Origin of the sequence: Microbulbifer sp. HZ11 (assembly GCF_000708675.1) — a bacterium.
Lineage (GTDB): Bacteria > Pseudomonadota > Gammaproteobacteria > Pseudomonadales > Cellvibrionaceae > Microbulbifer.
Window position 1 is genome coordinate 1,452,693 of sequence record NZ_JELR01000001.1, and the last position, 24,652, is coordinate 1,477,344.

Below are 24,652 nucleotides of genomic sequence, written 5' to 3' on the forward strand. Positions count from 1 at the left end.
TCCTCTCGTTTTATGCTTGTTATCGAGCCCACTCACCCAACGCAAGGCGGTGGCGCCCAATCTAGCAGCTAACTTTCTTCAGCATGCCTTCAACCACGGGAAATACACGAGTAATTCCGAAATCCGTGAGAGATATGCCGGCAGCAACTCCAGTCAATCCAGCAATTGTAGACCCGGGACACCGCGGATTTTTCGCTGTGTATGACCAGATCACAGGGAAGTGCACAATCACGGAAGAAGCCAGAGAAGCAGCAAGTAACGGAAAGGAACAGAAAGGAGCTGAACAAAAAAGGGGCATCCACAAATGGATGCCCCTTTCTGTCAACGCTGCGGCACTGGTGCCGCAAAGGTCGCGAGTGATCTAGAGCGCCACAGCGCGTCCGGTACGCCGGCCATCCGCGCTCTGGGCTCGCACGGCTTTCACCGACTCGGCCGCCACATCAGCGGAAAGTGGCCGCCACTGTTCACCATCGAAGTATTCGATTGGCAACCCGGGGAACGGCAGTGCCGTTAGCACGCCTCCAGACGCAACCGCTGCGCCAGGCACGGGTACCCGGTACCCGATGCCAGCGCGATCCAGTTTCAACAACTCTTTGTTGCCCACTGCAGCGGAGAAGCGCGACCAGTCTGCAGCCAGTGCTTTTTTGTCCACAAAAGTGGTCTCGGCATTGAAGCGCTGCCCCGGCTGTATTGGCAATTCCCACTCCGCCTTGTGCCAGGCGCGCTCGGCAAGTGCCAGCAGACGCGGGAACACCTGGTATTCCACTGCCTCATCAGTACGCACCACCTCACTCCACAACTGGCCCTGGATTCCCCGCACACTGTCCGCGAACACCGGGTCAGGGGAGGTCGCCTCCCAACCCTGTCCATCTCGATTCGGGTAGAGCTCCGCCAGCTGCGCGGTATTCAGGGGCGCATAGCTGAATGTTTTCCGCGTATCGGTGTAGCGGGAAGCCCAGTAGTAACCCAGTTCCTTCGGATCCACTTCCTGGGGCATATCAAAGTACAGGTAATCGGAGTGAGACTGCACCAGGTCAAATCCGGTTTCGGCAAAATGTACACTCTCGTCGCCACCGCCCCAGAACAGTGGTGCCCAGGAGTTCACATAGTTCTTTTGCGTCGCCAGTTCCTCTTCAGCGTCGCTGATCTTCTTCACGCCATCATTCCACGCCGCCATGGTCGGAATGCCGGCATCCGCCACCAGCTTGCTCACGCGCTTGGCATACAGCTCGCCCAGCTCATCAATGGCCTTTACTTCGCCGCTGGCGATCAGCTTCTGACATTGAGGAGAATTACTCCACGGCTTACTACGCTGCTCGGCGGAGACATCACCTTTCTCCGGATCTTCACCCGGACCGACTTCAAACGCATCAGCAGCGAGAATATTGACCGCCTCATCGCCGCCGAAATGCCAGGTTTTCAGCGGGTGGCCGGCGCGGTCGTGCATCGCCTTCACTTCATCAATCAGCTTGCCGACAAAGTGGTACGTGGAGTCGATACAGGGATTGATATAGCTGTCGTTGTAAAACTGCACCGACAGGTACTGGGTATCATCCTGCGGGTCGATCAGGCGATAGGCCTCGGCCGCTGCGGGATCAGTGTCTTTCAGTTTGCGGAAACGCGCTTCCATCGCCACCACTGCGGAGCGGGCGTGCGCTGGCATATCAAATTCCGGCACCACCTCAATATGGCGGTCCGCTGCATAACGCAGAATTTCCACATAATCGTCCACACTGTAGAAACCGCTGCCAAAGTTATCCGCAAAGGGGCCAGAACCCAGCTGTGGCAACAGGCAGCGACTTTCTTCCAGGTCGAAGCAGCGCTGGCTACCGATCTCGGTCAGTTCAGGTAATCCGGGAATTTCAAGCCGCCAACCCTCATCATCCGACAGATGGAAGTGGAAGCGATTGAGCTTGTAAGCAGCCATTTGATCCAACAGTTTCAGAATCACTTCCTTGCTGTGGAAATTTCGGCCCACGTCCACAAACATACCCCGGTGCGGAAAGCGCGGGGCATCGTTTACCACCGCCGGCGGCAGGGTGGCACCTTTCAGGTCTACCAAGGCCAGCAGGGATTGCACACCGTAGAAGGCGCCGCTTGCATCGGCACCGATAACCTCGGCACCCTGCTCATTGGCGGTCAGGCGGTAAGCACCCGCGGGCTGGGTATCGAAGGCACCTGCATCAATTTTAACGGAGACCGGATAGGCTTTATCTCCCACAGCTGATAACTGCAACGTGGCCAGACGCTGCTCCAACGCATCCACGTGTCCAGCCTCCAGCCCTTCCGCCTGAAGCGCAATACCGGCACCGAGCTGGATCAGCGGTGCATCCGGCAACTGAACGCTGACGGGCTGAGGAATAATACGGCCCCGCCATTCCTGCTCCTGCACCGGCTGAATGTCGGCGGTAAACTCCTGGAAGCGGCTACTCGCAGTGGCCAGGGTATTGGCATCGTCAGCTACACGCTTCCAGTTGTTGGGGTCGTTCTTGGTAATGGGCAGAACGATGTCGGAGAGGTCATCGGTGTCGGTAGAGCGGATGATATGAGGCTCGCCTTCACTATCCACCACGAACAGTCGCGGCTGGAAGTCCGACTCGAACTGCATCCAGCTCTCGGCCAGCAGGTCCAGCTGTAGGGTTTCGCCACTGCCGATGCCGGCAAACTGCTCGCTGGGAATCAGGCGGTGCAGGTCGCCATTGACCCTTTCCAGGGTAAATGCATCGGTATTCAGTAACGCCAGGGAGCGGCGCACGCTGTGGAAGTAGAGTGTCCAGTCGCGTTCATCGGCGGCCACCGCCGGACCGTTGTTGATCAGACTGATACGGTAGGTCGAACATGTCGCAGCACTGCCGCCCGCCTGCTTGCACTGCGCACGCAGCGCGTCATCCACCCCCTGAAAATTGAGCAGTACTTCCTGAGTGACGTCAAAATTGGCAGCAATACGCTCTGGCGCAGACAAACCGACCTCAGCGGTCGTCTGGCTGGATTCGGGCTCCGCGCAGGAAGCAATAAAAGCGGACAGGGCCAGGCTGGCAAAGAGTGGGATCCGTCTCATGGATGATCTCTATTTTGGTGAGGCTCCCTCTACGCGCGTAATCCGGAAAGAGCACCCGTGGATTCTTATGTTGTATGCCGGTATTTCAGAATCCGGCCAGTGCACCACAATAGCGAAAAAGACAGCGCTGTCAACACACCCCACATATTCCATCTCCCCGTCGGGTAGAACGTATTAAGTGGACGGCACCGGCAGAAGTTACGCTGCCCTGGTGAGCCACTATTCAAAGTGACCATATGCGCGCCAACAGTTTCCGACTGGGGAACCACGGTCCCAGTTACCACTCTCACTAATGATTCCCCCCATCCGTCACTAGACAATGTTTTTATAAGCGACACCGTGACTATACGGTTTTTATATTAAAAAACATTGGCGGAAACATCCCCGCAGGCCCCGCAAACTGGACAAAACTCAATACAACCAGCACTGGCGGGGCTCGCAGCGAAATGACTGAATTTGACACAGAATTCACAACCAGCATTGGCACTTTTCCGGATTTTGTGAGATACAACGTCATGTTCAGGGTGAGCCATAATAAATTCAGTGGTTGTTCAGTAACCAACTGAGCCAAGTAAATACTCCCCGGGGTGGAAAAATGGATTCTCGCAGTACTCGGTTTCTTTCCTCTAAGCGCCTGGCCAATGCCCTGCCGGTAGTGCTTGGTCTCATTCTGCTCCCAGCTTCCTCCACCCTCCTCGCTGACGAGATCTTTATCCCAGACTCCAACGGTGCGCTAAATCTTCAGGCCGACAACGCCTTTTTCATCGACAGTGCCTTTGGTATGGACAACAACGCTCTGTACGAATCCGCGGAGAATCTGCGCAACAATTCCATGGGAATGATTCACCGCCGACTGAATCACCAGTGGCTGGAGCAACATACCCGCCCCAGTGAGTATGTGGATAAAACCGGTGGCCGCGCGGTAAACGAAATTCTGAAGATGGGTTTCAAAACCTATATGGAGCAGCACAAGCGCAGCAAACAACACCCCTTGTTGCGCTACACCCAAGGCGAAGGCAAGTTCAATTTCAACAATGCGCTGGACTACGACTTCCGCCTGTCTGACGACAAGTTCAAGATCTCTGTCGAATACGAGTTCTGAAGTCCGACGCTGTTCTCCCGTCTAACCTGCTAGAATCTCCGCCACGTTACTACAGGCGGAGATTCCCGTGCCCGACACCGTCAAGACACCCACCCAGTTCAATCAACTTCCCCACGCCGGCGTAGTACCTCGGCTGATAGCCCTACTTTACGATGCGCTGATCGTCGCGGGCCTGTGGATGGTGTATGGATTCTTCGCGATGCTGGTGGCATCGACTTTCGGCGGATTGCACTGCCAGCCGGAACATGTGGATTACACCCCCTGCGTCGGCGGCCCTCTCTACCAGTTCGGACTGCTTCTTGTCACTGCAGGCTACTTCTTCTGGTCCTGGCGCGCCGCGGGTCAGACCATTGGGATGCGCGCCTGGCGCCTGATGGTGGCCAACAATAACGGGGTACAGCTGAGCTGGTATCAGTGCTTCATCCGTGCACTGGTCGGCCCGCTATCAGTGGCATGTTTGGGCCTGGGGTACTTCTGGGGATATTTTCGCGCAGACCGCGCCAGCTGGCATGACCTGGCATCGGATACCGAAGTGCGCCAGCTGCCGAAAAAGAAGAAGAGGTAAGACATGAGGCCCGCGCGGTAGCAAAATGCGAGGGTGCCGATGCCAAGTGCGGTAGCGGTACCGCCACCACGCTGGAAATTGTTACGCCAGCGAGGCTTATCTCGCCCGCTTCAATAGCGCCCACCCCAGCAAGAAGCTCGCCAGAATCGGCACAATCACCGCAACAAACGGCGGAAATCCGAACACCACTGAAGACGGCCCGAGCATATCCTGAACCGTCTGAAAGACGATGCCCACAATCACTCCGGTAAATACCCGCAAGCCGGTCGTTACTTCGCGCAACGGCCCAAATATGAAAGAGATGGCCATCATCACCAGACCGGCGATGGTCAGGGGCTGCAGAATCTTTTTCCAGAACGCCAGCCAGTAGCGCGCAGACTCTTCGCCCTTGCGATCGAGGAAGCGACCATAGGACCACAGATTGCGCGGCGACAGATCCGAAGGCAGCGGCACAACCAGGGAAAACAGATCCGGAGACATGTCGGAGTCCCATGTGGATTGGGCTTCCCGGGTACTGCTCGCGCGCTCCGGGGTCAGACTTGTCTGGCGACTGTTCTGCAACTCCCAACGGTCATTGGCAAAGTGCCCTCGCTCGGAAAATACCACCTGTTCCAGTTGCTGTTTCTGGTCGAACTTGTAGCGGGTAATACCGAACAGGGTACCGCCCGGCAGTGCGGCATTGAAATGGACAAACTCGCCCCCCTCAAACAGCCATAAACCCTGTTCCAGACCGGCATTTTCGAACTCACCCTGGGCAATGGCACGCCGGCTCTCCGCGGTCTGGTTGGTAAAGGGAATCACCAGCTCAGCGAGGGCTAGCCCCAGAACAATCAGTACCAGCACCGGTTTCATTACCGCCCAGGCGATACGACCGATGGAGATACCCGCTGCGCGCATGACCGTCAGCTCGCTGGTTCCGGCGAGTGTGCCGAGTCCCACCATACAGCCCACGAGAGCCGAAAAGCCGAGCTGGCTATAAATACGCTCTGGCAGAGTCCACACCACATATTCGAGCATATTGGTGAACTGGTAATTACCTCCCAGATCGCCCAGGCCGTCGACAATTGCAGAAATCACATCCAGGCCGAGAATGACCATCAGCACTGCCAGGATCGCCAGAGTAACGGTACGTGCGATATAACGATCAAGCAGGGACATGCTCACCTCCCTTATCTGCACCACCATCACCGCCGCGCTTGCGCGGTTTTTTCAGGTTGCGCCCACCGAGGAGAAACAACCCGAGAATCAAAAACGGAGGATGCACCAGCCAGATGGCCCAGGCCTGCTGAATTTTGCCGTCTTCGATGGCACCACGTACCCCCTGCAGCGCCACCAGATAAACGATATACAGCAGCACCGCCGGGATCATCTTGGCATAGCGCCCCTGACGAGGATTGGTACGGCTCAGGGGAACCGCGAGAATCGCCACCACCAGTACCAGCACCGGTAGGCTGAAGCGCCAATGCAGATTCACCCGCTCACGGGGATCTTCACTTTTCCACAGAGCAGCGGTGGACATGGACTGCAGTTTTTCACTGGCCTTGGAACGCAAGCGCGGTACTTCAAGGAGCACCTCGTAACTGGAAAATGCCATCTGGCGGTAATCGCTCTGCCCCGGTACACCCTCGTAGCGGTAGCCATCGCGCAACACCAGATATCGGAGGCCGGTTTCCGGGTCTATCTGCTGTACCCCCTCACTGGCCACTGTAACGATCTGGTGATCGGTTTCGGTATCTCCGCGGGAGTTACCCAGCTCCGCGAGAAATACGTTGTGCATGGTGGAGCGGTCGTCGCTCAGCCCTTCTGCGTAATACACCGCACGACCGCCACCGGTGGCGACAAATTTCTTCGGCACCAGATGATCAAACTCATTGCGGGTCTTGTCAGCTGTCAGCAGGTGCGATGTGCGCTCGATGCCAGTGGGTGTCAGGTACAGGCTCATGGCTGCGACAAACGCCGCCACCATCAGCGCCGGCACCAGGGTATAACGGAGAAGCTGGCGTTCACTGAACCCGCAGGCGTGGAGCACGGTCATTTCACTTTCGATGTAGAGACGGCCATATGCCAGCAGAATACCGACAAAAAAGCCCAGCGGGATCACCAGCTCGAGAAAGCCAGGCAGGCGGAAACCCATCAGAGAAAACAGAATGCCGGCGGAAAGATCACCAGCTGCGGCCTCCGCCAGATACTTCACAAAACGGCCACTCATGACCATCAGCAGCAACACGGCACTGACAGCCAGGGTGGCGCCGAGTAACTCGCGGCAGAGGTAGCGGAAAATAATCACTGAACGACCAGCTTCCCTGATTGCACTGTTTGGATTGGACGATTGGAAATGCGATTCCGGTTTATTGGCATCGTCGGGTGTCAGAGTAGAACACCTGATCAGAGGTTCCCGAGCAAAGCGATGCTTCTCGGGTTAAACTTGTGCGGCGCATTATCACCAAAAAGCCCGGCAATGTCTCGGTCCGCCACTTTTTCTCTGGCCTACCGACAGCAAGACACACCCCGAGCCGCAATCTCTGGCTCGAATAAATCGTCTGCGCCCTGGCCGCGGCACGCGAATAAAACCATCAAGGAACCATTACATGCAGTTTACCGCCAAGGTCACCGACATCCTGAAACAGCGCACCGCCTGCGCGATCATCGCCGTCGACAACAAGAACCGCCTAACCGACAGCGGCAGCGCACTGGACAAGGCAACCGGTGGCAATCTGGCCAAGCTCCTGAAACGCGGCGACCTGGGCAGCACCACCGGCAGTACCCTGATGGTCCCCAACCTGGACGCTGGCGCCGAGCGCGTGCTGCTGGTACGCAGCAGTAAAGCACCGATCTCCCAGGCAGAATTCCGCAAGCTGGCCAACAACAGCGGCTGCGCGGTCAAATCCCTGAAAGACGCCACCTCTTACCTGACCGAAGTCTCCGTAAAAGACGCCGACGCCACCTGGCAGGGCGCACAGCTCGCACTCGCCGCCGGCCTTGCCAGCTACAAATTCACCCGCTGCCACAGCGACGCCAAGCCCAACCCCCTGGCCAAGTTCACCGCCCACGCGCCAGATAAAAAGCAGTTGAAGGCCCTGCAGAAAGGCGTGGAGATTGGTGGTGGTCAGGCCCTCGGTAGCAACGTGGCCCGGGAACTGGGCAACCTGCCCGGCAATATCTGCACCCCCAGCTACCTGGCGAGCGAGGCCAAAGCACTGGCGAAAAAACACGCAAAACTCACAACCACCGTTCTCGACAACAAGAAAATGGAGTCCCTCGGCATGGGCGCCTTTATGAGCGTGGCCAAGGGCAGTGACGAACCAGCGGCGATGATCGCCATGAACTACAAAGGCGGTAAAACCGGCCAGAAGCCGATTGTGCTTGTAGGCAAGGGCATCACCTTCGATACCGGCGGCATCAGTCTCAAGCCCGGCGCCATGATGGACGAAATGAAGTTCGACATGTGCGGCGCCGCCAGCGTCTTCGGCGTGATGAACGCCCTGGTGGAAATGAATGCTCCGGTCAATGTGGTGGGCGTAGTCGCCGCCGCAGAAAACATGCCCAGCGGTCGTGCCAGCAAGCCCGGTGACATCGTCACCTCCATGAGTGGCAAGACCATCGAGATCCTCAACACCGACGCGGAAGGTCGTCTGGTGCTGTGTGACGCCCTGACCTGGGCCGGCAAATTCAAGCCCAGCGTAGTGATCGACGTCGCCACCCTCACCGGCGCCTGCGTGATCGCCCTCGGCCACCACGCCACCGGCCTCTACGCCAACCAGGACAAGCTTGCGGAAGAGCTGATCGCCGCTGGCGAAACCACCGGCGACCGCGCCTGGCGCATGCCGTTGTGGGATGAGTACCAGCCCATGCTGAACTCCAACTTCGCCGATATGCAGAACATTGGCGGCCGCGAAGCCGGCTCCGTTACTGCGGCCTGCTTCCTCGCCCGCTTCGCCGAAGACTACAACTGGGCCCACCTGGATATCGCCGGCAGCGCCTGGAAATCCGGCGCCGCCAAAGGCGCCACCGGACGCCCGGTTCCATTGCTGCTGCAATACATCCTGAATAAAAAATAGTCACAACTTAAATCGAAGTAATTAACTTCGGGCGAAGGGCCTGATACCGATAACGGTTCACAGGACCTTCCGCGAGAGGGACCTCGCGGAAGAGCCCCCACGGATGGGTTCACGGTGTGTCCTGTGAACCGTTATCGGTAGCAGGACCGCCACTAACGGAGGTTCGGTGCTCTGGACCACGTAAAGTGGCGGTGCCGCTACCGGGTACAGCTTTGCGAGACACGCCGTGAACCCATCCATGGGGGCTCTTCTAAAACGTCCCTGTTTTAGAAGGTCTCGCAAAGCTGTACCCGGTATCGCCACCTTCGCATCAGCCTCCTGCGCCTATACAAGTTCCTGCTAATGACCCGTATCGACTTCTATGTTTTGGCCTCAGAGAATCCCGATGAGATTCAGAACTTTGCCTGCCGGCTTGCCGAAAAAGCGTTCCGCAGTGGTTTGCGGGTACTGATTGCTGTTGATAACGAGCAACAGGCCAAACAATTTGATGAGCTGCTGTGGACCTTCAGGGAAGACAGTTTCCTGCCCCACGCCCCGCAGAACCTGGATCAGCAGGCCGCCATCGAAATCAACAGCGGCGAAGACCCCGGCCAGCACCACGGACTCCTGATCAACCTTTGTACAGAAGTGCCCGGCTGGTTCAGCCAATTCGACCGCCTTGCCGAAATCGTCTGCCAGCACCCGGACTCCCTCGCCCGCTCAAGAACGCGATACAGTCACTTCCGCGACAGGGGATATCCGTTACAATCCCATAAAATCGCCCATTGATCAGAGCCCGAGCCAAGCGCCATGTCCGGCCGAAAGAAGAATAGAAAGCACCGCCACGGTCAGCCGCCCCACGAATTGCTCAGCGAGCTTAACTCGCTGCACGAGCTGCTCGGCAGCGATATGGAAGCGGATATTCCTCTGCTGGACCAGGTCGCCAGCCCCAATGGCAGTAACCGCCCTGCCCCACCACCGGTACTCAAGCCCGTATCAGCGAGCACTCAACAGCCGACACAGCAAGCCGCACCGCTGGCACCTCCGCGACCGCTGGAGGAAGCCGATCTGCCAATCCTGTTCAGTCCTATCGACGAAGAGCTCACCGAGGAATACGCACCAACCCTGAGTGACGCGGATCGTGAACTCCTGCGCCCACTGCAGGATCTCCCCCGGCCCGCCGGCCGAGACGAACCTGCCCCGGTCGCGAAGCAAGCCTCGCCGCAGCAGTTCCCGCAAGCGGCCTCCGAGGCCCGTGCAGAGTTTCAACCCGGGCTTTTCGACGCACCGCGCAAAGAAGTCCAGCCGCAGGCGCAAAGCCCCAAATCACCAGCACCGTCCAGCACAGCACATGCCTCTAACGCGGCAAAAATACAGAAGCCCGTGGAGACGGAAACCGGCGGAGACGTGAAAACCGCGGAAAAGGTGCGGGCCGCCGCCCCGCCTCTAGCCCGGGCCGCAACAGAAAACCCGTTTCTGCCACCGCATATCCGCGCACGCCTGACCGGTGGACGTATCCCCAAACCGGAGGCTGAGGTCACAGTATCGGCCACGGAGTCTCAGCCGGAAGCCGAACATACAGGTAAGGCCGCATCTGAGGACGAGCCCGGTATACGAGAACAGCTGATCGAACAGCTGATGGCCGAGCAGTTGCCCGAGCTAGAGCGACAGTTGCGTGCCAATATCACCGTCCTGGTGGACGAGATCTATCCGGAAGAAAGCTGAGCTCGACGAGCACCCGGCGCCACTCCTTTGCCCTGCCCGACCCCAGCGGTATAATTCCGCCCCTTTTATTTATTCAATGCCCCCGGAACCGATAATGACCGGGCGGCCAGCCCATATAACGCAAGGCATTCCCCAGCGCATGGACAAGACATACCAGCCCAACGCCATCGAACAACAGTGGTACAAAACCTGGGAAGAGAACGGCTATTTCAAGCCCTCCGGCGACACCCAGGCCACTCCCTACTCCATCATGATTCCGCCACCCAACGTCACCGGCAGCCTGCACATGGGTCACGGTTTCCAGGAATCCATCATGGACGCGTTGATCCGTTACCACCGCATGAAGGGCGACAACACCCTGTGGCAGGTAGGTACCGACCACGCCGGTATCGCCACCCAGATGGTGGTGGAGCGTCTGCTGGCAGCGGAAGGTAAAAATCGCCACGAACTGGGCCGCGACAAGTTCATCGAGAAAGTGTGGGAGTGGAAGGAAGAGTCCGGCGGCAACATCACCCGCCAGCTGCGTCGCCTCGGCGCCAGCCCGGACTGGTCCCGTGAGCGCTTCACCATGGACGACGGTTTCTACAAGGCGGTGCAGGAAGTGTTTATCCGCCTGTACGAAGACGACCTGATCTACCGCGGCAAGCGCCTGGTGAACTGGGACCCGAAACTGCACACCGCCATTTCCGATCTGGAAGTGCTGAATGAGGAGGAACAGGGCAGCCTGTGGCACTTCCGCTACCCGCTGACCGATGGCTCCGGCCACCTTGTGGTCGCCACTACGCGCCCGGAAACCATGCTCGGCGATACCGCCGTGGCGGTGCACCCGGAAGACGAGCGCTACAAGCACCTGATCGGCAAGACCATCACCCTGCCGTTGGCCAATCGTGAAATCCCGATTATTGCGGACGATTACGTGGACCTGGAATTCGGTACCGGCTGCGTAAAGATCACCCCGGCCCACGATTTCAACGACTACGAAATGGGCCAGCGCCACGATCTGGAAATGATCAATATCCTGGACCAGGACGCCAACCTGAACGAAAACGTGCCGGAAAAATATCAGGGCATGGAGCGTTTCGCCGCGCGCAAGCAGGTGGTGGAAGATCTGGATGCCCTGGGCCTGCTGGAAAAAATCGAACCGCACACATTGAAAGTCCCCCGCGGCGACCGCTCTGGCGTCGTAATCGAGCCATGGCTCACCGATCAGTGGTATGTGAAAACCCAGCCGCTGGCCGACGAAGCCATCAAGGTGGTGGAAGACGGCCGCGTGGAATTCGTGCCGAAGAATTACGAGAACATGTACTTCTCCTGGATGCGCGATATCCAGGACTGGTGTATCTCCCGTCAGCTGTGGTGGGGCCACAGAATCCCGGCGTGGTACGACAACGACGGTAAGGTTTATGTGGGCCGCTCGGAAGAAGAAGTGCGTGAGAAGCACAACCTGGGCGATATCGAACTGCGTCAGGACGAAGACGTACTCGATACCTGGTTCTCCTCCGGCCTGTGGACCTTCGGCACCCTCGGCTGGCCGGAAGAAACCCCGGAGCTGGCGGCGTTCCACCCGACCTCGGTACTGGTTACCGGCTTCGACATCATCTTCTTCTGGGTCGCGCGCATGATGATGCTGACCCTCTACTTCAAGAAAGAAGTCCCGTTCAAAACCGTGTACGTACACGGCCTGGTGCGTGACAGCCAGGGCCAGAAGATGTCCAAGTCCAAGGGCAACGTGCTGGATCCCATCGACCTGATCGACGGTATCGATCTGGAAAGTCTGGTGGCCAAGCGTACCTCTGGTATGCAGGTGCCGCGCCTGCGCGAGAAAATTGAAAAGCAGACTCGCAAGGAGTTCCCCGAAGGTCTCGCCGCCTACGGTACCGACGCCCTGCGTTACACCTATTACTCGCTGGCCTCCACCGGCCGCGATATCAAGTTCGACGTGGGCCGCATCGAAGGCTTCCGCAACTTCTGCAACAAGATCTGGAACGCCTCCCGCTATGTGCTGCAAAACTGCGACGGCCACGACTGCGGCCAGGATGGTAGCGAAGATTTCGAGCTGAGCATTGCGGACCGCTGGATCATTTCCCAGCTGCAGCGCACCGAAATAGCCGTAAAAGAAGCCGTTGAAAGCTACCGCTTCGACCTGGCTTCCCAGGCCCTGTATGACTTTGTTTGGAGCGAGTACTGCAGCTGGTACCTGGAGCTGTCCAAGCCGGTACTGTGGGACGACAACGCCAGCGACGCGATCAAGAAAGGCACCCGCCGCACCCTGATCCGTGTTCTGGAAACCATCCTGCGCCTGGCGCACCCGCTGATGCCGTACATCACCGAGGAAATCTGGCAGCGCGTGAAGGACCTGGCGGGCAAGGCCGGCGACACCATCATGCTGCAGCCCTACCCGGAAGCCAATGCGCACCGCATTGACGAGAATGCCGAAGCGGCCATCGCGTGGCTGAAAGGCGTGATTGAAGGCGTGCGCAATATTCGCGGTGAAATGAATATTTCCCCGGCGAAGAAGATCCCGCTGATCCTGCGCGGCGGCTCCGAGCACGATGAAGACCTGCTCAAGCAGACCCGCAGCCTGCTCACCAAACTGGCGAGCCTGGAATCCATCGACTGGCTGGCAAAAGGCGCCGAAGCACCGGCCTCCTCCACCGCTTTTGTCGGCGAGCTGGAATTGCTGGTGCCCATGGCCGGCCTGATCGATGTGGAAGCGGAAAGTGCGCGGGTTCAGAAGGAGCTGGACAAGCTGGACAAAGACCTGAAACAGGTTGCCGGCAAGCTGCAGAACCCGAACTTTGTGGACAAGGCACCGGAAGCGGTCGTGAACAAGGAGAAGCAGAGACTGGCGGACCTGGAAAGCACCCGCACGCGCTTTGTCGAACAGCTGGAATCGCTGAAGAACCTGTAAACGAGTGGGTTGTTTCACCGAGAGGCCCATGCGGAATCTTATGTAGTGATTCCCATGGGCCATCGATATTCTCGCCCGTCATCCCGGCCTTGAGCCGGGATCCAGAATTGCACGATGCCCAAAGCTCAGCACTGGATACCGGCTTTCGCCGGTATGACGGTCATTAAGCTAAAGGCTATTTATAGCGCTAAGGGCTTTTTATAGGGCTAAGGGCTTAGCCGCAAAATAATCCATCGAATAAGCCACCCGTTCATCCACATTTTTTTCCAGCTGCTCCAGGTCCATATTCTCGATATGCTCCAGACGCGTGCGCAAGCCGACTCCGTTGGCGATCTGGATCGCGAGCCCGGGGCGCGCATTGGCTTCCAGCAGCAGCGGCCCGCGTTTGCGGTCCAGCACGATATCACAGCCGAGATAACCGAGCCCGGTCATTTCGTAACAGCTGGCGGCTAGCCGCACCAGCTCTTGCCAGTCCGGTACTTCCAGGTCCGAAAATGGCATCTGGGTATCCGGGTGAATATCCACGCGTATGCCCCGCTGCACCGCATGAGAGGCCTTACCGGTGGCGAGATCCACGCCCACGCCAACCGCACCCTGGTGCAGATTGGCCTTGCCGTCGGAGTCGTGGGTGGAGCAACGGAGCATGGCCATTACCGGGTAGCCGCGGAATACGATCACACGAATATCCGGCACACCCTCAAACGAGTACTTGTCGAATATCGGATCAAAATCCACCAGAGCTTCAATCATCACCCGGTCAGGCTTGCCGCCCAGGCTGTAGAGACCGCTGTGGATATTGCTCACGTGGCGCTGGATATCCAGGGCAGTGACTTGATTGCCGGAGGGCTTTACATAGTGTTCCCCGTCGCGACCTACGATCACCAGAATACCCTTGCCGCCAGAGCCGCGTGCCGGCTTGATCACGAACTTATCCAGTGGCTCGATCACCTCCATTACCCGCGTACGACTGGGCTGGGTTTCAAAGGCGGCGATCAGTTCGGGGACGGGGATACGATAGCGCTTGGCTTGGCGCTTGGTATTCAGCTTGTCATCGACAATGGGGTACTTGTCGCGGTCGTTGTAACGCGCAATGTAGTGCACATTGCGCGCGTTCATGCCCAGCACACCGAGCTTTCTCAGCGCAAACGGTGAGACCAAACCTCCGCGAAAGAAAGACGGCAGATGCATCAGCGCACCAGCTGGCGGAACCGCGCCAGTTCACCGAGCCGATAACCGGTGTAGTTACCGACAATCATGATAAAGCCCAGCAATACCAGTAACAGCTCAGGGAAGTTGAAGGTCCAGTGCTCGATATAGCGATTGGTCATCACCCACCAGGCGATCACCGCCACCAGCAGGCTGCCACCGGCCTGCACCACCACTTCGTAGGGGCCGTCTTCTTCCCACACGATGGACATACGCTCAATGGTCCAGGCGAGAATGATCATCGGGAAGAAAGTCACCGTCAGCGCCTGCTCGATACCGAGCTTGTAACTCACCACACTGATCGCCCCCATCAAGATCACCACCGTGACCACCACCGCGGCGATCCTCGCCACAAGGAGCAGGTTGAGCCTGCTGAGATAGAAACGGATCCACAGACCGAGGATCAGAATCAGCACGAAAATCGCAAGACCGGTAAACAGCTGGGTCTCGATAAAGGCGATGGCCAGCAGCACCGGCATAAAGGTGCCGGAGGTACGCAGGCCCACAAACACCCGCAGCAGAACAACCACCAGAGCGCCCACCGGCACCAGCAGGATCAGCTTGAAGATACTCTGCTGTTCAATCGGCAGGCTGTAGATGGAGAAATCCACCAGCGCTTCTTTTTCCTGGCTGGTACTCAACATGGCCACATCGCGGGCCGGCACATCATTGGAAATTACCGAGAAGGTCACGCCGGAGTTCCGGCCGCCCTCCACATCCAGCAGGCTCTTGCCCCCGCGCTGCCAGATAAAGAAATTTTTCGGTACGCCGGGGGAGCCGCTTTGAGGCTCGAACACGATCCAGCGCTTGCCATCGTATATTTCCAGCAGGTCTTCCGGGTCCAGACGGCGACGATCGTCTTCCAGGTACAGCCCGCGAATGCGGTGTGCGGGGATATCGGCGGCGGCAAGTACCAGCAGTGCCACATCCACAAAGGAGCGATTTTTGTAGTACCCGAATATCAGGTTACTGTCCTGGTTGCGGTTGTCACTGAGCGCGGTGAGTAATTCAGAGGTGAAAGTACTGGTATCGGAGGAACGCTCACGCGCACTGCCAACCAGGGAATAGATCGCCTGGCGCACCGCTTCCTGTTCGGCCGCTCCGAGCAATGGTTTGACAACCTGGGTACTGAGATCCAGCGGCTGCTCCAGCGCAGCGCCGGGCGTCTGGTGTACATCCAACTGGTAAAACAGCGACTGTACGCCACTGGCCTGACGCTTGGCCCAGACCGCACGATACTCGTCGTCCTCGCTGATGATATTGAAACCGTAACCGGAGGAGCTGAAGGTTTCCCCCAGCACTTCCATATTGCGCTGCTCGCGGGGCAGGGTCAGCGCCGCCTTGGCGGGACCGCCATCGGCCGTGAAGCGCACCTTGGCCTCAATGGTCCACACGGTACGGTATTCACCGGGCAACAGTGGGAAGCCCAGTTCGACATTTTTATAGATGGTAAGGCCGGCGCCCATCAGGGCGAGAATCGCGGCGAGAATATAGACCTGAGCCCGTGGCGACATTCGCCATTCCCCGTTTCAAAATGGATTGCAGCTTTTGGCCGCGTATTTTGCCGATTACCGCAAGTTCTGCCAGTAACCGCGCCACATTTCCGAGGCTTACCCGACAGTGATCACGGATTATTTGCCAACTACCGACACAGAACCATTGCCCTGGACCAGCTTGCGGCTCACATCGACCACCGCCGCATCTTTGAGGAAGTTCCGCCCGACCAGCAGCGGGAAGTCAAACTCCCCCCGCTCCACCAGGTTCACTTCCACCATGTGGGTCACCTCCCCAATGGTAAGGCTCATATTGACTACCGGACGACGCTGACGATCAAACCCCGGTCGCGCGACCCGTACATGACGCTTGATGGGAAGCTCGATTTTCACCGGCTCTCCATCGCCACCATCAGACAGGTCGAAGCGCACCCAATCGCTACCGTCACGCTCGAACGGCGTCAGCGCCACCACACTCAGTGAGCAGGTTGCAGCACCGGTGTCCACCAGCGCTTTGAGCCGCAGACCACCGGGCTCAACCACAAAATACTCCTCCGAGCCTAAAACGAGCTTGTCTTTGGCAACCGGGACTTCGACGATTTTCTCGAACTTGCGCTCGATCACACGCTCCACAACTTTCACTTCTGGCTCGGCACACACCACCGCTTCCACGGGCGGGCATTGACCGGCAGCGTCCGGAGCCACCTGCGCGGCAGGGGTATCTTCGAAGACGTTGGGGGCTTGCGGAGAGGCCGGTTCCGACGGACGCAGCGTCTCACAACCGGCCAGCAGCTGAACAAGCAGCAACAGGGAAATAAAAGGCAAAAACCGCATCTGTTCTTATTACTACCTTAGGGCGCGGGATCGGCCCTTTGCACTGTTATCAAGTAATCCTGGCGGTATGACAGCGGGTGCTCCTTGCACCCTGAATTTTGCAAAGCCCGGATATTACCTTATCCACTTCACAACTGCACCGGGGGCCCGATCACCCTTTTCACGGGTGGGGCGCACGCCTGGAGGAAAGAGTAGCCGGCAATCGGCGAGACGCGATGGTACCAACTGGTCACAACGAATCAAGCGACATTCAGCGAAATACGACCCGGGAGAGGCTCAGCCGCGAACCAGTCGCTCGTCAATTTCGGTCAGTTTGGCAACCAGAATCGCACCCGACAGACTACCGCCGCGGAAGTGCTCCTCTGCCATAGGGGCGATACCGCACTGCTGTGGCAACGGTTGTTCAAATTCCACCAGATGGCTCATGCGTGCCAGGAATACAAACTGCAACCACTGCGGAAAGGTCAGAGTGTCCACACAGAAGGGCTGAGTGCTGGCGAGGGCCTCGGCGCTGGGCGGGGTGTCTTCCCAGAGATCAAGGGCGCGCAGCTCCGCTTCGATTTCCAGCAGCAGGGTAGCTATATCCGAATAGATAGACTTCATAACAGGTAACTTTCCAGTCGATTGAGGGGCCCAATCAGCGGACACAATCAACGAACTAACTAATGGCGCGCCTGAACGGCGGAAGCGAGTCCAGCATGGCACGGCCATATCGCTTGGTGACGATGCGGCGGTCCAGCAGGGTGATGGTGCCGCTGTCCCGCTCTGTCCGCAGCAGACGACCACAGGCCTGCACCAGTTTCAACGCCGCATCCGGTACCGTAATCTGCATAAACGGGTTGCCGCCCTTGGCTTCTATCCATTCCGCCAACGCGGCCTCAATTGGATCATCCGGTACTGCAAATGGTAGTTTGGCAATAATCACATGACGGCAATAATTACCGGGCAGGTCGAGCCCTTCCGCGAAACTGGCAAGACCGAACAAGACACTGCGCCCACCCTTGTCGACACTTTTTTTATGGCTCTCCAGCAGTTGCTGGCGGGATTGTTGCCCCTGCATCAGTATGCGGTTGCGCCAGGTTCCCGGCAGGGACTCGTACACCGTTTCCATCTGCCGGCGGGAAGCAAACAGTACGAGAGCCCCCCCCTCTTCGTCCGCCGCTAACAGGTCCGGCAAGGCCCCGATCACCGCATCGGTATGCAGGTCCGCATTGTTGGCCTCCACCGCATCTTTCGGCACACGCAATTCCGCGCGGGAGAAATCGAACGGACTGGGCACAACCTCGTAACTGGCGTTATCCGGTGTGCCTGCGCGCATTTTGAGCCGATCAAAACGTCCCAGGGCGGTGAGTGTGGCCGACGTCAGCACGGCGCCATAGCAGCGGCGCCACAGACTGTATTCCAGAGTTTTGCCGGCGAGGATCGGCGAACTGCACACTTCGAAATCAAAGGAACCGCCCCAGTCCACCAGGGTAATCCAGCGGGCCTGCGGCACAGAGCCCTGGTCTTCCCGGGAGTAATTTGCCCACAACTGTAAATTTGCCTCGGCACGCCCATGCCAACCGCCGAGCACCGGATACCAACGCTCCAGATCGACAATTGGCACCGGACTGTGGGCATCTTCCATCATGCGCTGGACCACCTGCACCATTTTGCCGAGCAGCGCTTCCATTTCATCGAAGTCCTCGCGCAACTGATCGGCCAGCTGCATCAGGGGTTCCGGTACCACGCCGCCTTCAAAGCGGAAACGGGCACTGCGAGACTGCTGGCCGCCGCGGCCGCGCTCCTCCTCGAATTCGCACAGGTCTTCAATCAGCGGCCAGGCCATTTCCAGCTTCTGCTTGGCGGAAGCGAACAGCGCGGGTAAGTCCTCGCCGGCGCGATCCAGCTCGCCGCCATCACCGATCTCCCCCAGTAACTGACTCAGGTTTTTATTGGCCTGATCCAGCCAGCCGGTGGTGGCTCCCACGCGGCTGTGGTGGGCAAAGTGATTAAGCGCCTTGTCCGGCAGGTGGTGGGCCTCGTCAAGGACGTAAATAGAGTCTTCCGGCGCCGGCAGAATAGCGCCACCGCCCAATGCCAGATCCGCCAGCAGCAGATCGTGGTTGGCCACGATCACGCGGCTTTTGCCCAGGCTTTCACGGGCGCGGAAGAAGCTGCAACTGCTCACATGGGGACAGCGACGGCCGCTGCACTGGCGGTGGTCGGTAGTGACGCGGCTCCAGTCTTCCCCCTCCAGGGTGTCTTTCCAGTTATCGCGGTCGCCGTCCCAGCGGCCGCTGGCCAGCTCATCGGCCATTTCCCGATACAGTTTGACGCCCGCCTCGTCCACCTGGGGCTTTTCATCCTCGTACAGGGCAAGGGAGGCTCCAACACCGCTGGAGGTGAGCTCGGTAAGCAATTGATCCAGTTTTGATAAACACAGGTAGCGCCCGCGGCCCTTGGCCAGTGCCACATCGAATTTAAGCCCGGAATGACGCACCAGCTCCGGCAGATCCTTGAGGATGATCTGCTCCTGCAGGGCTACGGTAGCGGTGGAGACAACGAGGGTTTTGTCGTGGGCGATGGCCATGGGGATCGCCGCCAGCAGGTAAGAGACGGTTTTACCGGTACCAGTGCCCGCCTCCACCACACAGATATGCTGGCCGTCGGTCTTGCCGTGGTCGCGCTCACCGGCGCCGTTGCGCTCGATACCGCCCAGGGTGCGGGCAATCGCCGCAATCATCAGTTTCTGGCCGTAGCGGGCTTTCAGCTCGCGGCCGTTGAGAAACTGACGATAGGCGTTCTGGATGGATTCTTTGTCTTTTTCGCTGAGCACTGGGGACCGACTGAAGCTGCACTAAAGGAGTAAATCAGCCGGGCATTATCCATGCTTGCTTAGGATTGCGCCAATCAGGATTCCGCTCACTGCTCGAAAGCGAGCCGCGAAACCACCGGGTTTGCGTACCCCTGGATGGCCTTGTCCCGCCAGCGCTCGTCAATGGCAGCCATACGCTGCTCGAATTGCTCGCGGATCTCCTGGTGCTCATCCGGGTGCCAGGGCTTGGGGGGATAGCCCACGGGTACCTGAGGCGCTTCCCCATAGATCATCTGATAGGCAATCAGGTTGGTAGGGTGCAGCACATAGTTGCCGATAATCTGACGATCGATCTCGTCCGCAAGCGCCGCTACATCATTGAAATCTTTCTCGATCGGGGTGCCGAAGGCCGCGTGGATATGGCCCTTCTTGCCAACAACGCCCTTGCCGATGCTGCCGAGATCTTCGTGGGCTTCCTTCTGGTACTCGTCCTGGTGTTCCTTGATGTACAGCTCGCGGGCCTTGTAGCGGTCACAGGGGTCCCACTCGTAGGAAATGGACAGGGGAACAATATGCAGCTCACGCCAGAAGTCGGCGAATGACTGCTCTTTGGGCTTGGCCATGGCAAACATCGCCGCCAGCGCCGGGTTGGTGCGGTCCAGGCCGTCTTTGGCGCGGCCAGCGCGCTGGGCGATCCACACATGTTCATTGTCATTGACGATGGAGTGGTGGATGTATTTCGACAGGGTCGTGGCCGCGGTCAGTTTTTCGCGGCGGCTACCGGAACTGCGCTTAACCACAAAACACTTGTTGAGTTTCATGATGTCCGAGGCAAACTGCTTCGACAACAGGTTATCGCCGATGGCAATACGCGAGGTTTCATGTCCCTCCTTGAACATGGCGAGAATCGCCAGCGCAGGGTCCATGGCAATATCCCGGTGGTTGCTTACGAACAGACACGCGCGGTCCCGCGGCAGAGTATCCAGGCCGGAGATGGTGAGGCCGCAACTGGTGCGGTTGACCGCTTTCTCCAGATACTTGGCGATGACTTCCTGCACGCCGCGCACATTATTGGCGTTGCGGAACTCAAAACGCACGAACTGGCGTACCAGCCAGGCGAGGGGGCGCTCCAGCTTGCTGGCCGCGCCGGGGAGCAGGAAATGGGCCACCACCCGGGACATTTCCGGGTCTTCTACCAGGCGGCGCAGCGCGGGGCGCACTTCGTCGTCCCGGTAGGGGCGGATTTCATCAAACTGACTGGGGTCGATATTTCTCGCATTCATGGAGTAGTGCTACCTGCCAACTTCAGCGCGCCGAGGATTCGGGCCCGCCACGCTCTGGCTCATTCTTATTTTGGCCCAGCCTGCACCCTCCGATACCTGACCGGGGGCATTGCCGGGCGAAACCGGCGCAGAACATACCGGATGCAGCGGCGAACTGCCAGCGCCAGTGGCGACTCGCAGGTAACCTGCGGGCCTTTGCCACTACCAGCCTCACCGGCATCCCTATAGACATATGCGGAGCCCGCCCCGAGAATAGACCGCTTTATAACAAGAAACTGACCTGGCTCCCTGGTCACAAGCTGAGAGCCGGATACTTGCCTGCCACTAGGAGACCGCCTTGAGTCACACCAGTTCCAGCGAGTCGCATCACGACTCCCGTACACCCAGCTTGCTGGATGCCCTGATCCCGCTCCTGATCCTGATCGCGCTATTATCCCTGTCGGTATATTTTTATGGCGCCGATTCGTCCTACGGCCCCAATCAGATTGCATTACTGCTGTGTGCCGGTGTGGCTTCGTTGGTGGGCATGAAAAACGGCTTCACCTGGAAGGAAATGGAAGGCGGTATGCTACACGGCATGAGCCTGGTGTTCGGCGCCATCCTGATCCTGTTGGCGGTGGGGGCTCTGATCGGCAGCTGGATTCTCGCCGGCACCGTGCCGTCAATGATCTATTACGGGGTGCAGATGCTCTCACCCCAGTGGTTCTACGCCGCCAGCTGCATTATCTGCGCGGTTGTCGGCCTCAGCATTGGCTCCAGCTGGACCACCGCCGGCACCCTGGGTGTAGCCCTGATGGGGATCGCCGCCGCTCTTGGCCTGAACCCGGCAATCACCGCCGGTGCGGTCATCTCTGGAGCCTACTTTGGCGACAAGATGTCGCCACTATCCGATACCACTAACGTGGCAGCCGCCGTCACCTCCAACGACCTGTTCCTGCACATCCGCCACATGCTGTGGACCACCATTCCGGCGTTTACCATCGCGCTTGTGGTCTTCGCCGTCATCGGGCTTAGCTCCGATACCGGCCACGCCTCCGCGGAAGATATCCAGACACTGCTTGGCGCTCTGCAGGATGAGTTCAGCATTTCTATCGTGAGCATGTTGCCCCTGGCACTGCTGTTGGCGATGGCGTGGAAGAAAGTACCCGCTTACCCCACGCTGATAATCGGTGCGCTGGTTGGCTGTATGATCGCGATGATTTTCGAGCCCAACGCCACTCGCCAGCTGGCCGGCGGTGAAGGGCCGCTGAGCCTGCTGAAAGGCGCCTGGCACAGTCTGTTCGACGGCTACAAGTCCACCTCCAGCAATGAAGCCGTGGCCTCTCTTCTCTCCAAGGGCGGCATGAGCAGCATGCTCAATACCATCTGGCTGATTATTTCCGCGATGGCCTTCGGTGGCGTAATGGAGCGCGCCGGCTTCCTCGAGCGAATCGTCAACTGGGCGTTGTCAGGCGTGAAGACGGTGGGCGGTCTTATCACCTCAACGGTGCTCACCTGCTTCGGTATGAATGCCGCCGCTGGCGACCAGTACATGGCCATTATTATTCCCGGCCGTATGTTCCGCGAAGCCTTTGAAGGCAAAGGCCTGCACGGTCTGAATCTGTCGCGCACCCTGGAGGACTCCGGCACCATAACCTCGGTACTGATTCCGTGGAATACCTGTGGCGCCTATATGAGTGCCACCCTCGGTATTGCCACTTTCACTTACGCGCCCTTCGCCCTGTTCAATATTATCTGTCCGCTGCTCGCCATCGCCTACGGCTGGCTGCATTTCAAACAGATGCCTCTGGGCGTGCAGCAACCCTTACAAGATGCCGAGAAAGCCTGACGTACCCAATGGCCAACACCTTAACCGACCTGATTACCGACGCGGACTTTGATCTGCGCTGGTTCGACCTGGGGCGCCGTGTGCGCCCGGTTTCCAGAAAGTCCGCGCAAGAATTTGAAAACGGCGCCGCCCCGTGGCCCCACCCCTATTTGCGTCACGCCTGGTGTGGTCTGCTCTTGACCCCACGGGAAACCGACAAGGAAAGTGCTGCAGAACCCGCAGTGTGGTTCCTGCGCCTCCCGCTGGATGAGCAGGGAAAGTTACTCCTGCCGATCCGCGACCGCTTTTTACGGGAGCTGCAGCAGGCGCTCATACCGCAGCAACAGGGCGCCCCAGCCCCGGCCAATGCCCTGCAGCAGGCGCTGGAACACAGCGGACTGATGTTTACACCCGCCGCGGACAAGCGTGCGGTTTTCCACGCGCAAGCGGCGAAGCTGCTGGGACGCCCTGCCAGCGACCACTACCCCGCCGCCAGGGCGTACGCCAAGGATCCGGCCGCGTTTCCCTGGGAGCAACTGGCTCTACAAGGTCTGGCGGATCTGGCGGTGCGCTGGGGTAAGGAGCAGGACAATCTGGCAGTGAATCTACCCCGCTTTGCCGCGCCGGCTCTCATTTCTCTGTGCCAGTGCCTGGAGAGCGAGGCCATTGACCACCAGCTGACAGGCCCCCTGATTACCCGCGCCCGGCAATCCCTTGAATCTGCATCTCCGGATTTCACCCTGGTAATCGCCGTTATTCGCGGCGTATCACACAGCACGGCAGCGGGTATGCGGCGACAATTTCTGACATGGCTCCTAGAGCAGGATCCCGCTGGTGCCGCCACTCAACCAGAAGTGCTTGCGGCTATTGGCAGTCGCTGCAGTGACGACCTTATGGAACCGGACCTGGCAAAAAGCTGGCTGGAGCGTCTCAGCGCGAGCCAGCCCCAGGAAACCTTCAATCTGCTGCTGACCGATTTGCTGTTTCTTCCCCAACTGCGCAACGTGCTGCTGGGTGTTTTGCGCGACCCGCAGCGCCAGGAATCGGTGGCTGTCTCTTTCGGTCGCTTCTTGCAATCCGGTACCTGAGCCGCCACCGCTTCACTTTTATTCCGCAAAAAAGTGCCCCACTGACACCTCCCGATTTACGCGTATAAAAAAATGCGCGTAAATCTACGAGCTTTTATCTGCATTTTCCCGGCCATTTTTCAATTTCTGGCGCCGCCTTCTTCGCTACATCACAGCAAAGAAGGAAAAAAAATTCTTTTTCACTTTACTGAAAAAAAATAATACCCACTCTGCTGCACCGCAGAGCGGCTGCTAAACGCAATTTGGCGTTTAACCCTTTAAATTCAGGCCCACAGGGACGACAAACTGGCGGCGTTTTTATCCTGAATTCACCTGTGGCGGCTATTTTAACCGCGCGCCTATTACACTCCATTGGGCGGTATGTTTGTAGAAAAGATTTTTACAAAGCACACCAAACAGGTGACGTTTTATTGTCTATGCTATTGACTAACATCAACGGAAAGGAGTTAGGGGATGAATTTCACTCCAGCCAAGTACTTAACCGGAATTATTTGTGCACTGGTCCTCGCAGGTTGTTGTGCACCGGCTCCGATGCCGGCCGCCTGCCCTCCAGGATCAGAGCAAATTCCGACCTCCATGGCTTGTCCTGCGGACGCGGATTGCTGGATGGCATCCGATAATGTTCGCTGCATGAAAGTGGTTAAATAACCGCTCTCAGACAGGTTCATGCAAATGCCGCTTTTCGAAGCGGCATTTTGCATTCTGCCCTCCGAGATTTATTCCATTCCGCTCTGCAAGCTCCGGCT

At 58.4% G+C, this 24,652-nt stretch carries 18 protein-coding genes; 8 read left to right on the forward strand and 10 right to left on the reverse strand.

The genetic code is table 11. The annotated features are described in order from the left end of the window. Nucleotides 1–361: 361 nt before the first annotated feature. The gene (locus tag AU11_RS06195; RefSeq protein ID WP_043317235.1) at nt 362–3,058 is read right to left on the reverse strand and encodes a family 20 glycosylhydrolase; all 2,697 of its coding nucleotides are present in this window, start codon (nt 3,056–3,058) and stop codon (nt 362–364) included. Nucleotides 3,059–3,653: 595 nt separating this feature from the next. Here AU11_RS06195 and AU11_RS06200 point away from each other — a divergent pair. Next, the gene (locus AU11_RS06200; protein WP_231491607.1) at nt 3,654–4,160 is read left to right on the forward strand and encodes a hypothetical protein; all 507 of its coding nucleotides are present in this window, start codon (nt 3,654–3,656) and stop codon (nt 4,158–4,160) included. 67 nt (nt 4,161–4,227) lie between these two features. Continuing rightward, on the forward strand, nt 4,228–4,725 hold the full coding sequence (locus tag AU11_RS06205; protein ID WP_043317237.1) for an RDD family protein: 498 nt from the start codon (nt 4,228–4,230) through the stop codon (nt 4,723–4,725). A 96-nt stretch (nt 4,726–4,821) separates the two neighbouring features. On the opposite strand, the gene lptG is transcribed toward AU11_RS06205, so the two are convergent. Next, a complete protein-coding gene (gene lptG / locus AU11_RS06210; protein WP_043317239.1) occupies nt 4,822–5,883 on the reverse strand; it encodes an LPS export ABC transporter permease LptG in 1,062 nt (353 codons plus the stop codon). Then, nucleotides 5,870–7,012, reverse strand: coding sequence for an LPS export ABC transporter permease LptF (gene lptF, locus AU11_RS06215; RefSeq protein WP_043317241.1), 1,143 nt, complete (start codon nt 7,010–7,012; stop codon nt 5,870–5,872). The genes lptG and lptF overlap by 14 nt, the downstream gene beginning before the upstream one ends. Nucleotides 7,013–7,313: 301 nt before the next feature. Between lptF and AU11_RS06220 the strand changes: the two genes are divergently transcribed. From AU11_RS06220 to AU11_RS06235, 4 genes are all read left to right on the forward strand, one after another. Continuing rightward, nucleotides 7,314–8,783, forward strand: a complete 1,470-nt coding sequence (locus tag AU11_RS06220; protein ID WP_043317243.1) for a leucyl aminopeptidase — start codon at nt 7,314–7,316, stop codon at nt 8,781–8,783. Nucleotides 8,784–9,125: 342 nt separating this feature from the next. Then, nucleotides 9,126–9,551 (forward strand): DNA polymerase III subunit chi, encoded by a 426-nt coding sequence (locus tag AU11_RS18035; protein WP_081847964.1) that lies wholly within the window; start codon nt 9,126–9,128, stop codon nt 9,549–9,551. A 21-nt stretch (nt 9,552–9,572) separates the two neighbouring features. Continuing rightward, nucleotides 9,573–10,487, forward strand: coding sequence for a hypothetical protein (locus AU11_RS06230; RefSeq protein WP_043317248.1), 915 nt, complete (start codon nt 9,573–9,575; stop codon nt 10,485–10,487). Nucleotides 10,488–10,626: 139 nt separating this feature from the next. After that, nucleotides 10,627–13,398 (forward strand): valine--tRNA ligase, encoded by a 2,772-nt coding sequence (locus tag AU11_RS06235; protein ID WP_043318349.1) that lies wholly within the window; start codon nt 10,627–10,629, stop codon nt 13,396–13,398. Between the two features lie 198 nt (nt 13,399–13,596). Here AU11_RS06235 and AU11_RS06240 read toward each other — a convergent pair whose 3' ends face one another. The 6 genes from AU11_RS06240 to AU11_RS06265 all read right to left on the reverse strand — a co-directional run bounded on the left by AU11_RS06240 (nt 13,597) and on the right by AU11_RS06265 (nt 21,011). Then, nucleotides 13,597–14,586, reverse strand: coding sequence for an alpha-L-glutamate ligase-like protein (locus tag AU11_RS06240; RefSeq protein WP_051687001.1), 990 nt, complete (start codon nt 14,584–14,586; stop codon nt 13,597–13,599). After that, nucleotides 14,586–16,118 (reverse strand): inactive transglutaminase family protein, encoded by a 1,533-nt coding sequence (locus tag AU11_RS06245; protein WP_043317250.1) that lies wholly within the window; start codon nt 16,116–16,118, stop codon nt 14,586–14,588. Before AU11_RS06245 ends, AU11_RS06240 begins: the two co-directional genes overlap by 1 nt. A 117-nt stretch (nt 16,119–16,235) precedes the next feature. Then, nucleotides 16,236–16,931, reverse strand: a complete 696-nt coding sequence (locus tag AU11_RS17705) for a RimK/LysX family protein (RefSeq protein WP_051687002.1) — start codon at nt 16,929–16,931, stop codon at nt 16,236–16,238. A 276-nt stretch (nt 16,932–17,207) separates the two neighbouring features. Beyond that, complete coding sequence (locus tag AU11_RS06255; RefSeq protein ID WP_043317251.1) at nt 17,208–17,534, reverse strand: YqcC family protein; 327 nt, start codon at nt 17,532–17,534, stop codon at nt 17,208–17,210. Between the two features lie 55 nt (nt 17,535–17,589). Further along, nucleotides 17,590–19,749, reverse strand: a complete 2,160-nt coding sequence (dinG, locus tag AU11_RS06260; protein ID WP_043317253.1) for an ATP-dependent DNA helicase DinG — start codon at nt 19,747–19,749, stop codon at nt 17,590–17,592. Nucleotides 19,750–19,835: 86 nt separating this feature from the next. Continuing rightward, nucleotides 19,836–21,011 carry a 1-acyl-sn-glycerol-3-phosphate acyltransferase gene (locus AU11_RS06265; protein ID WP_043317255.1) on the reverse strand — a complete coding sequence of 392 codons (1,176 nt, stop codon included), beginning with the start codon at nt 21,009–21,011 and terminating at the stop codon, nt 19,836–19,838. Nucleotides 21,012–21,348: 337 nt separating this feature from the next. Between AU11_RS06265 and nhaC the strand changes: the two genes are divergently transcribed. Together nhaC and AU11_RS06275 are read left to right on the forward strand one after the other, a co-directional pair. Continuing rightward, nucleotides 21,349–22,839: a Na+/H+ antiporter NhaC gene (nhaC, locus tag AU11_RS06270; protein ID WP_043317257.1), complete on the forward strand. Its 1,491-nt coding sequence runs from the start codon at nt 21,349–21,351 to the stop codon at nt 22,837–22,839. Nucleotides 22,840–22,847: 8 nt separating this feature from the next. Beyond that, a complete protein-coding gene (locus AU11_RS06275; protein ID WP_043317259.1) occupies nt 22,848–23,906 on the forward strand; it encodes a DUF3549 family protein in 1,059 nt (352 codons plus the stop codon). Between the two features lie 446 nt (nt 23,907–24,352). On the opposite strand, the gene AU11_RS06280 is transcribed toward AU11_RS06275, so the two are convergent. Beyond that, the gene (locus AU11_RS06280; RefSeq protein WP_043317261.1) at nt 24,353–24,607 is read right to left on the reverse strand and encodes a hypothetical protein; all 255 of its coding nucleotides are present in this window, start codon (nt 24,605–24,607) and stop codon (nt 24,353–24,355) included. Nucleotides 24,608–24,652 lie beyond the last annotated feature (45 nt).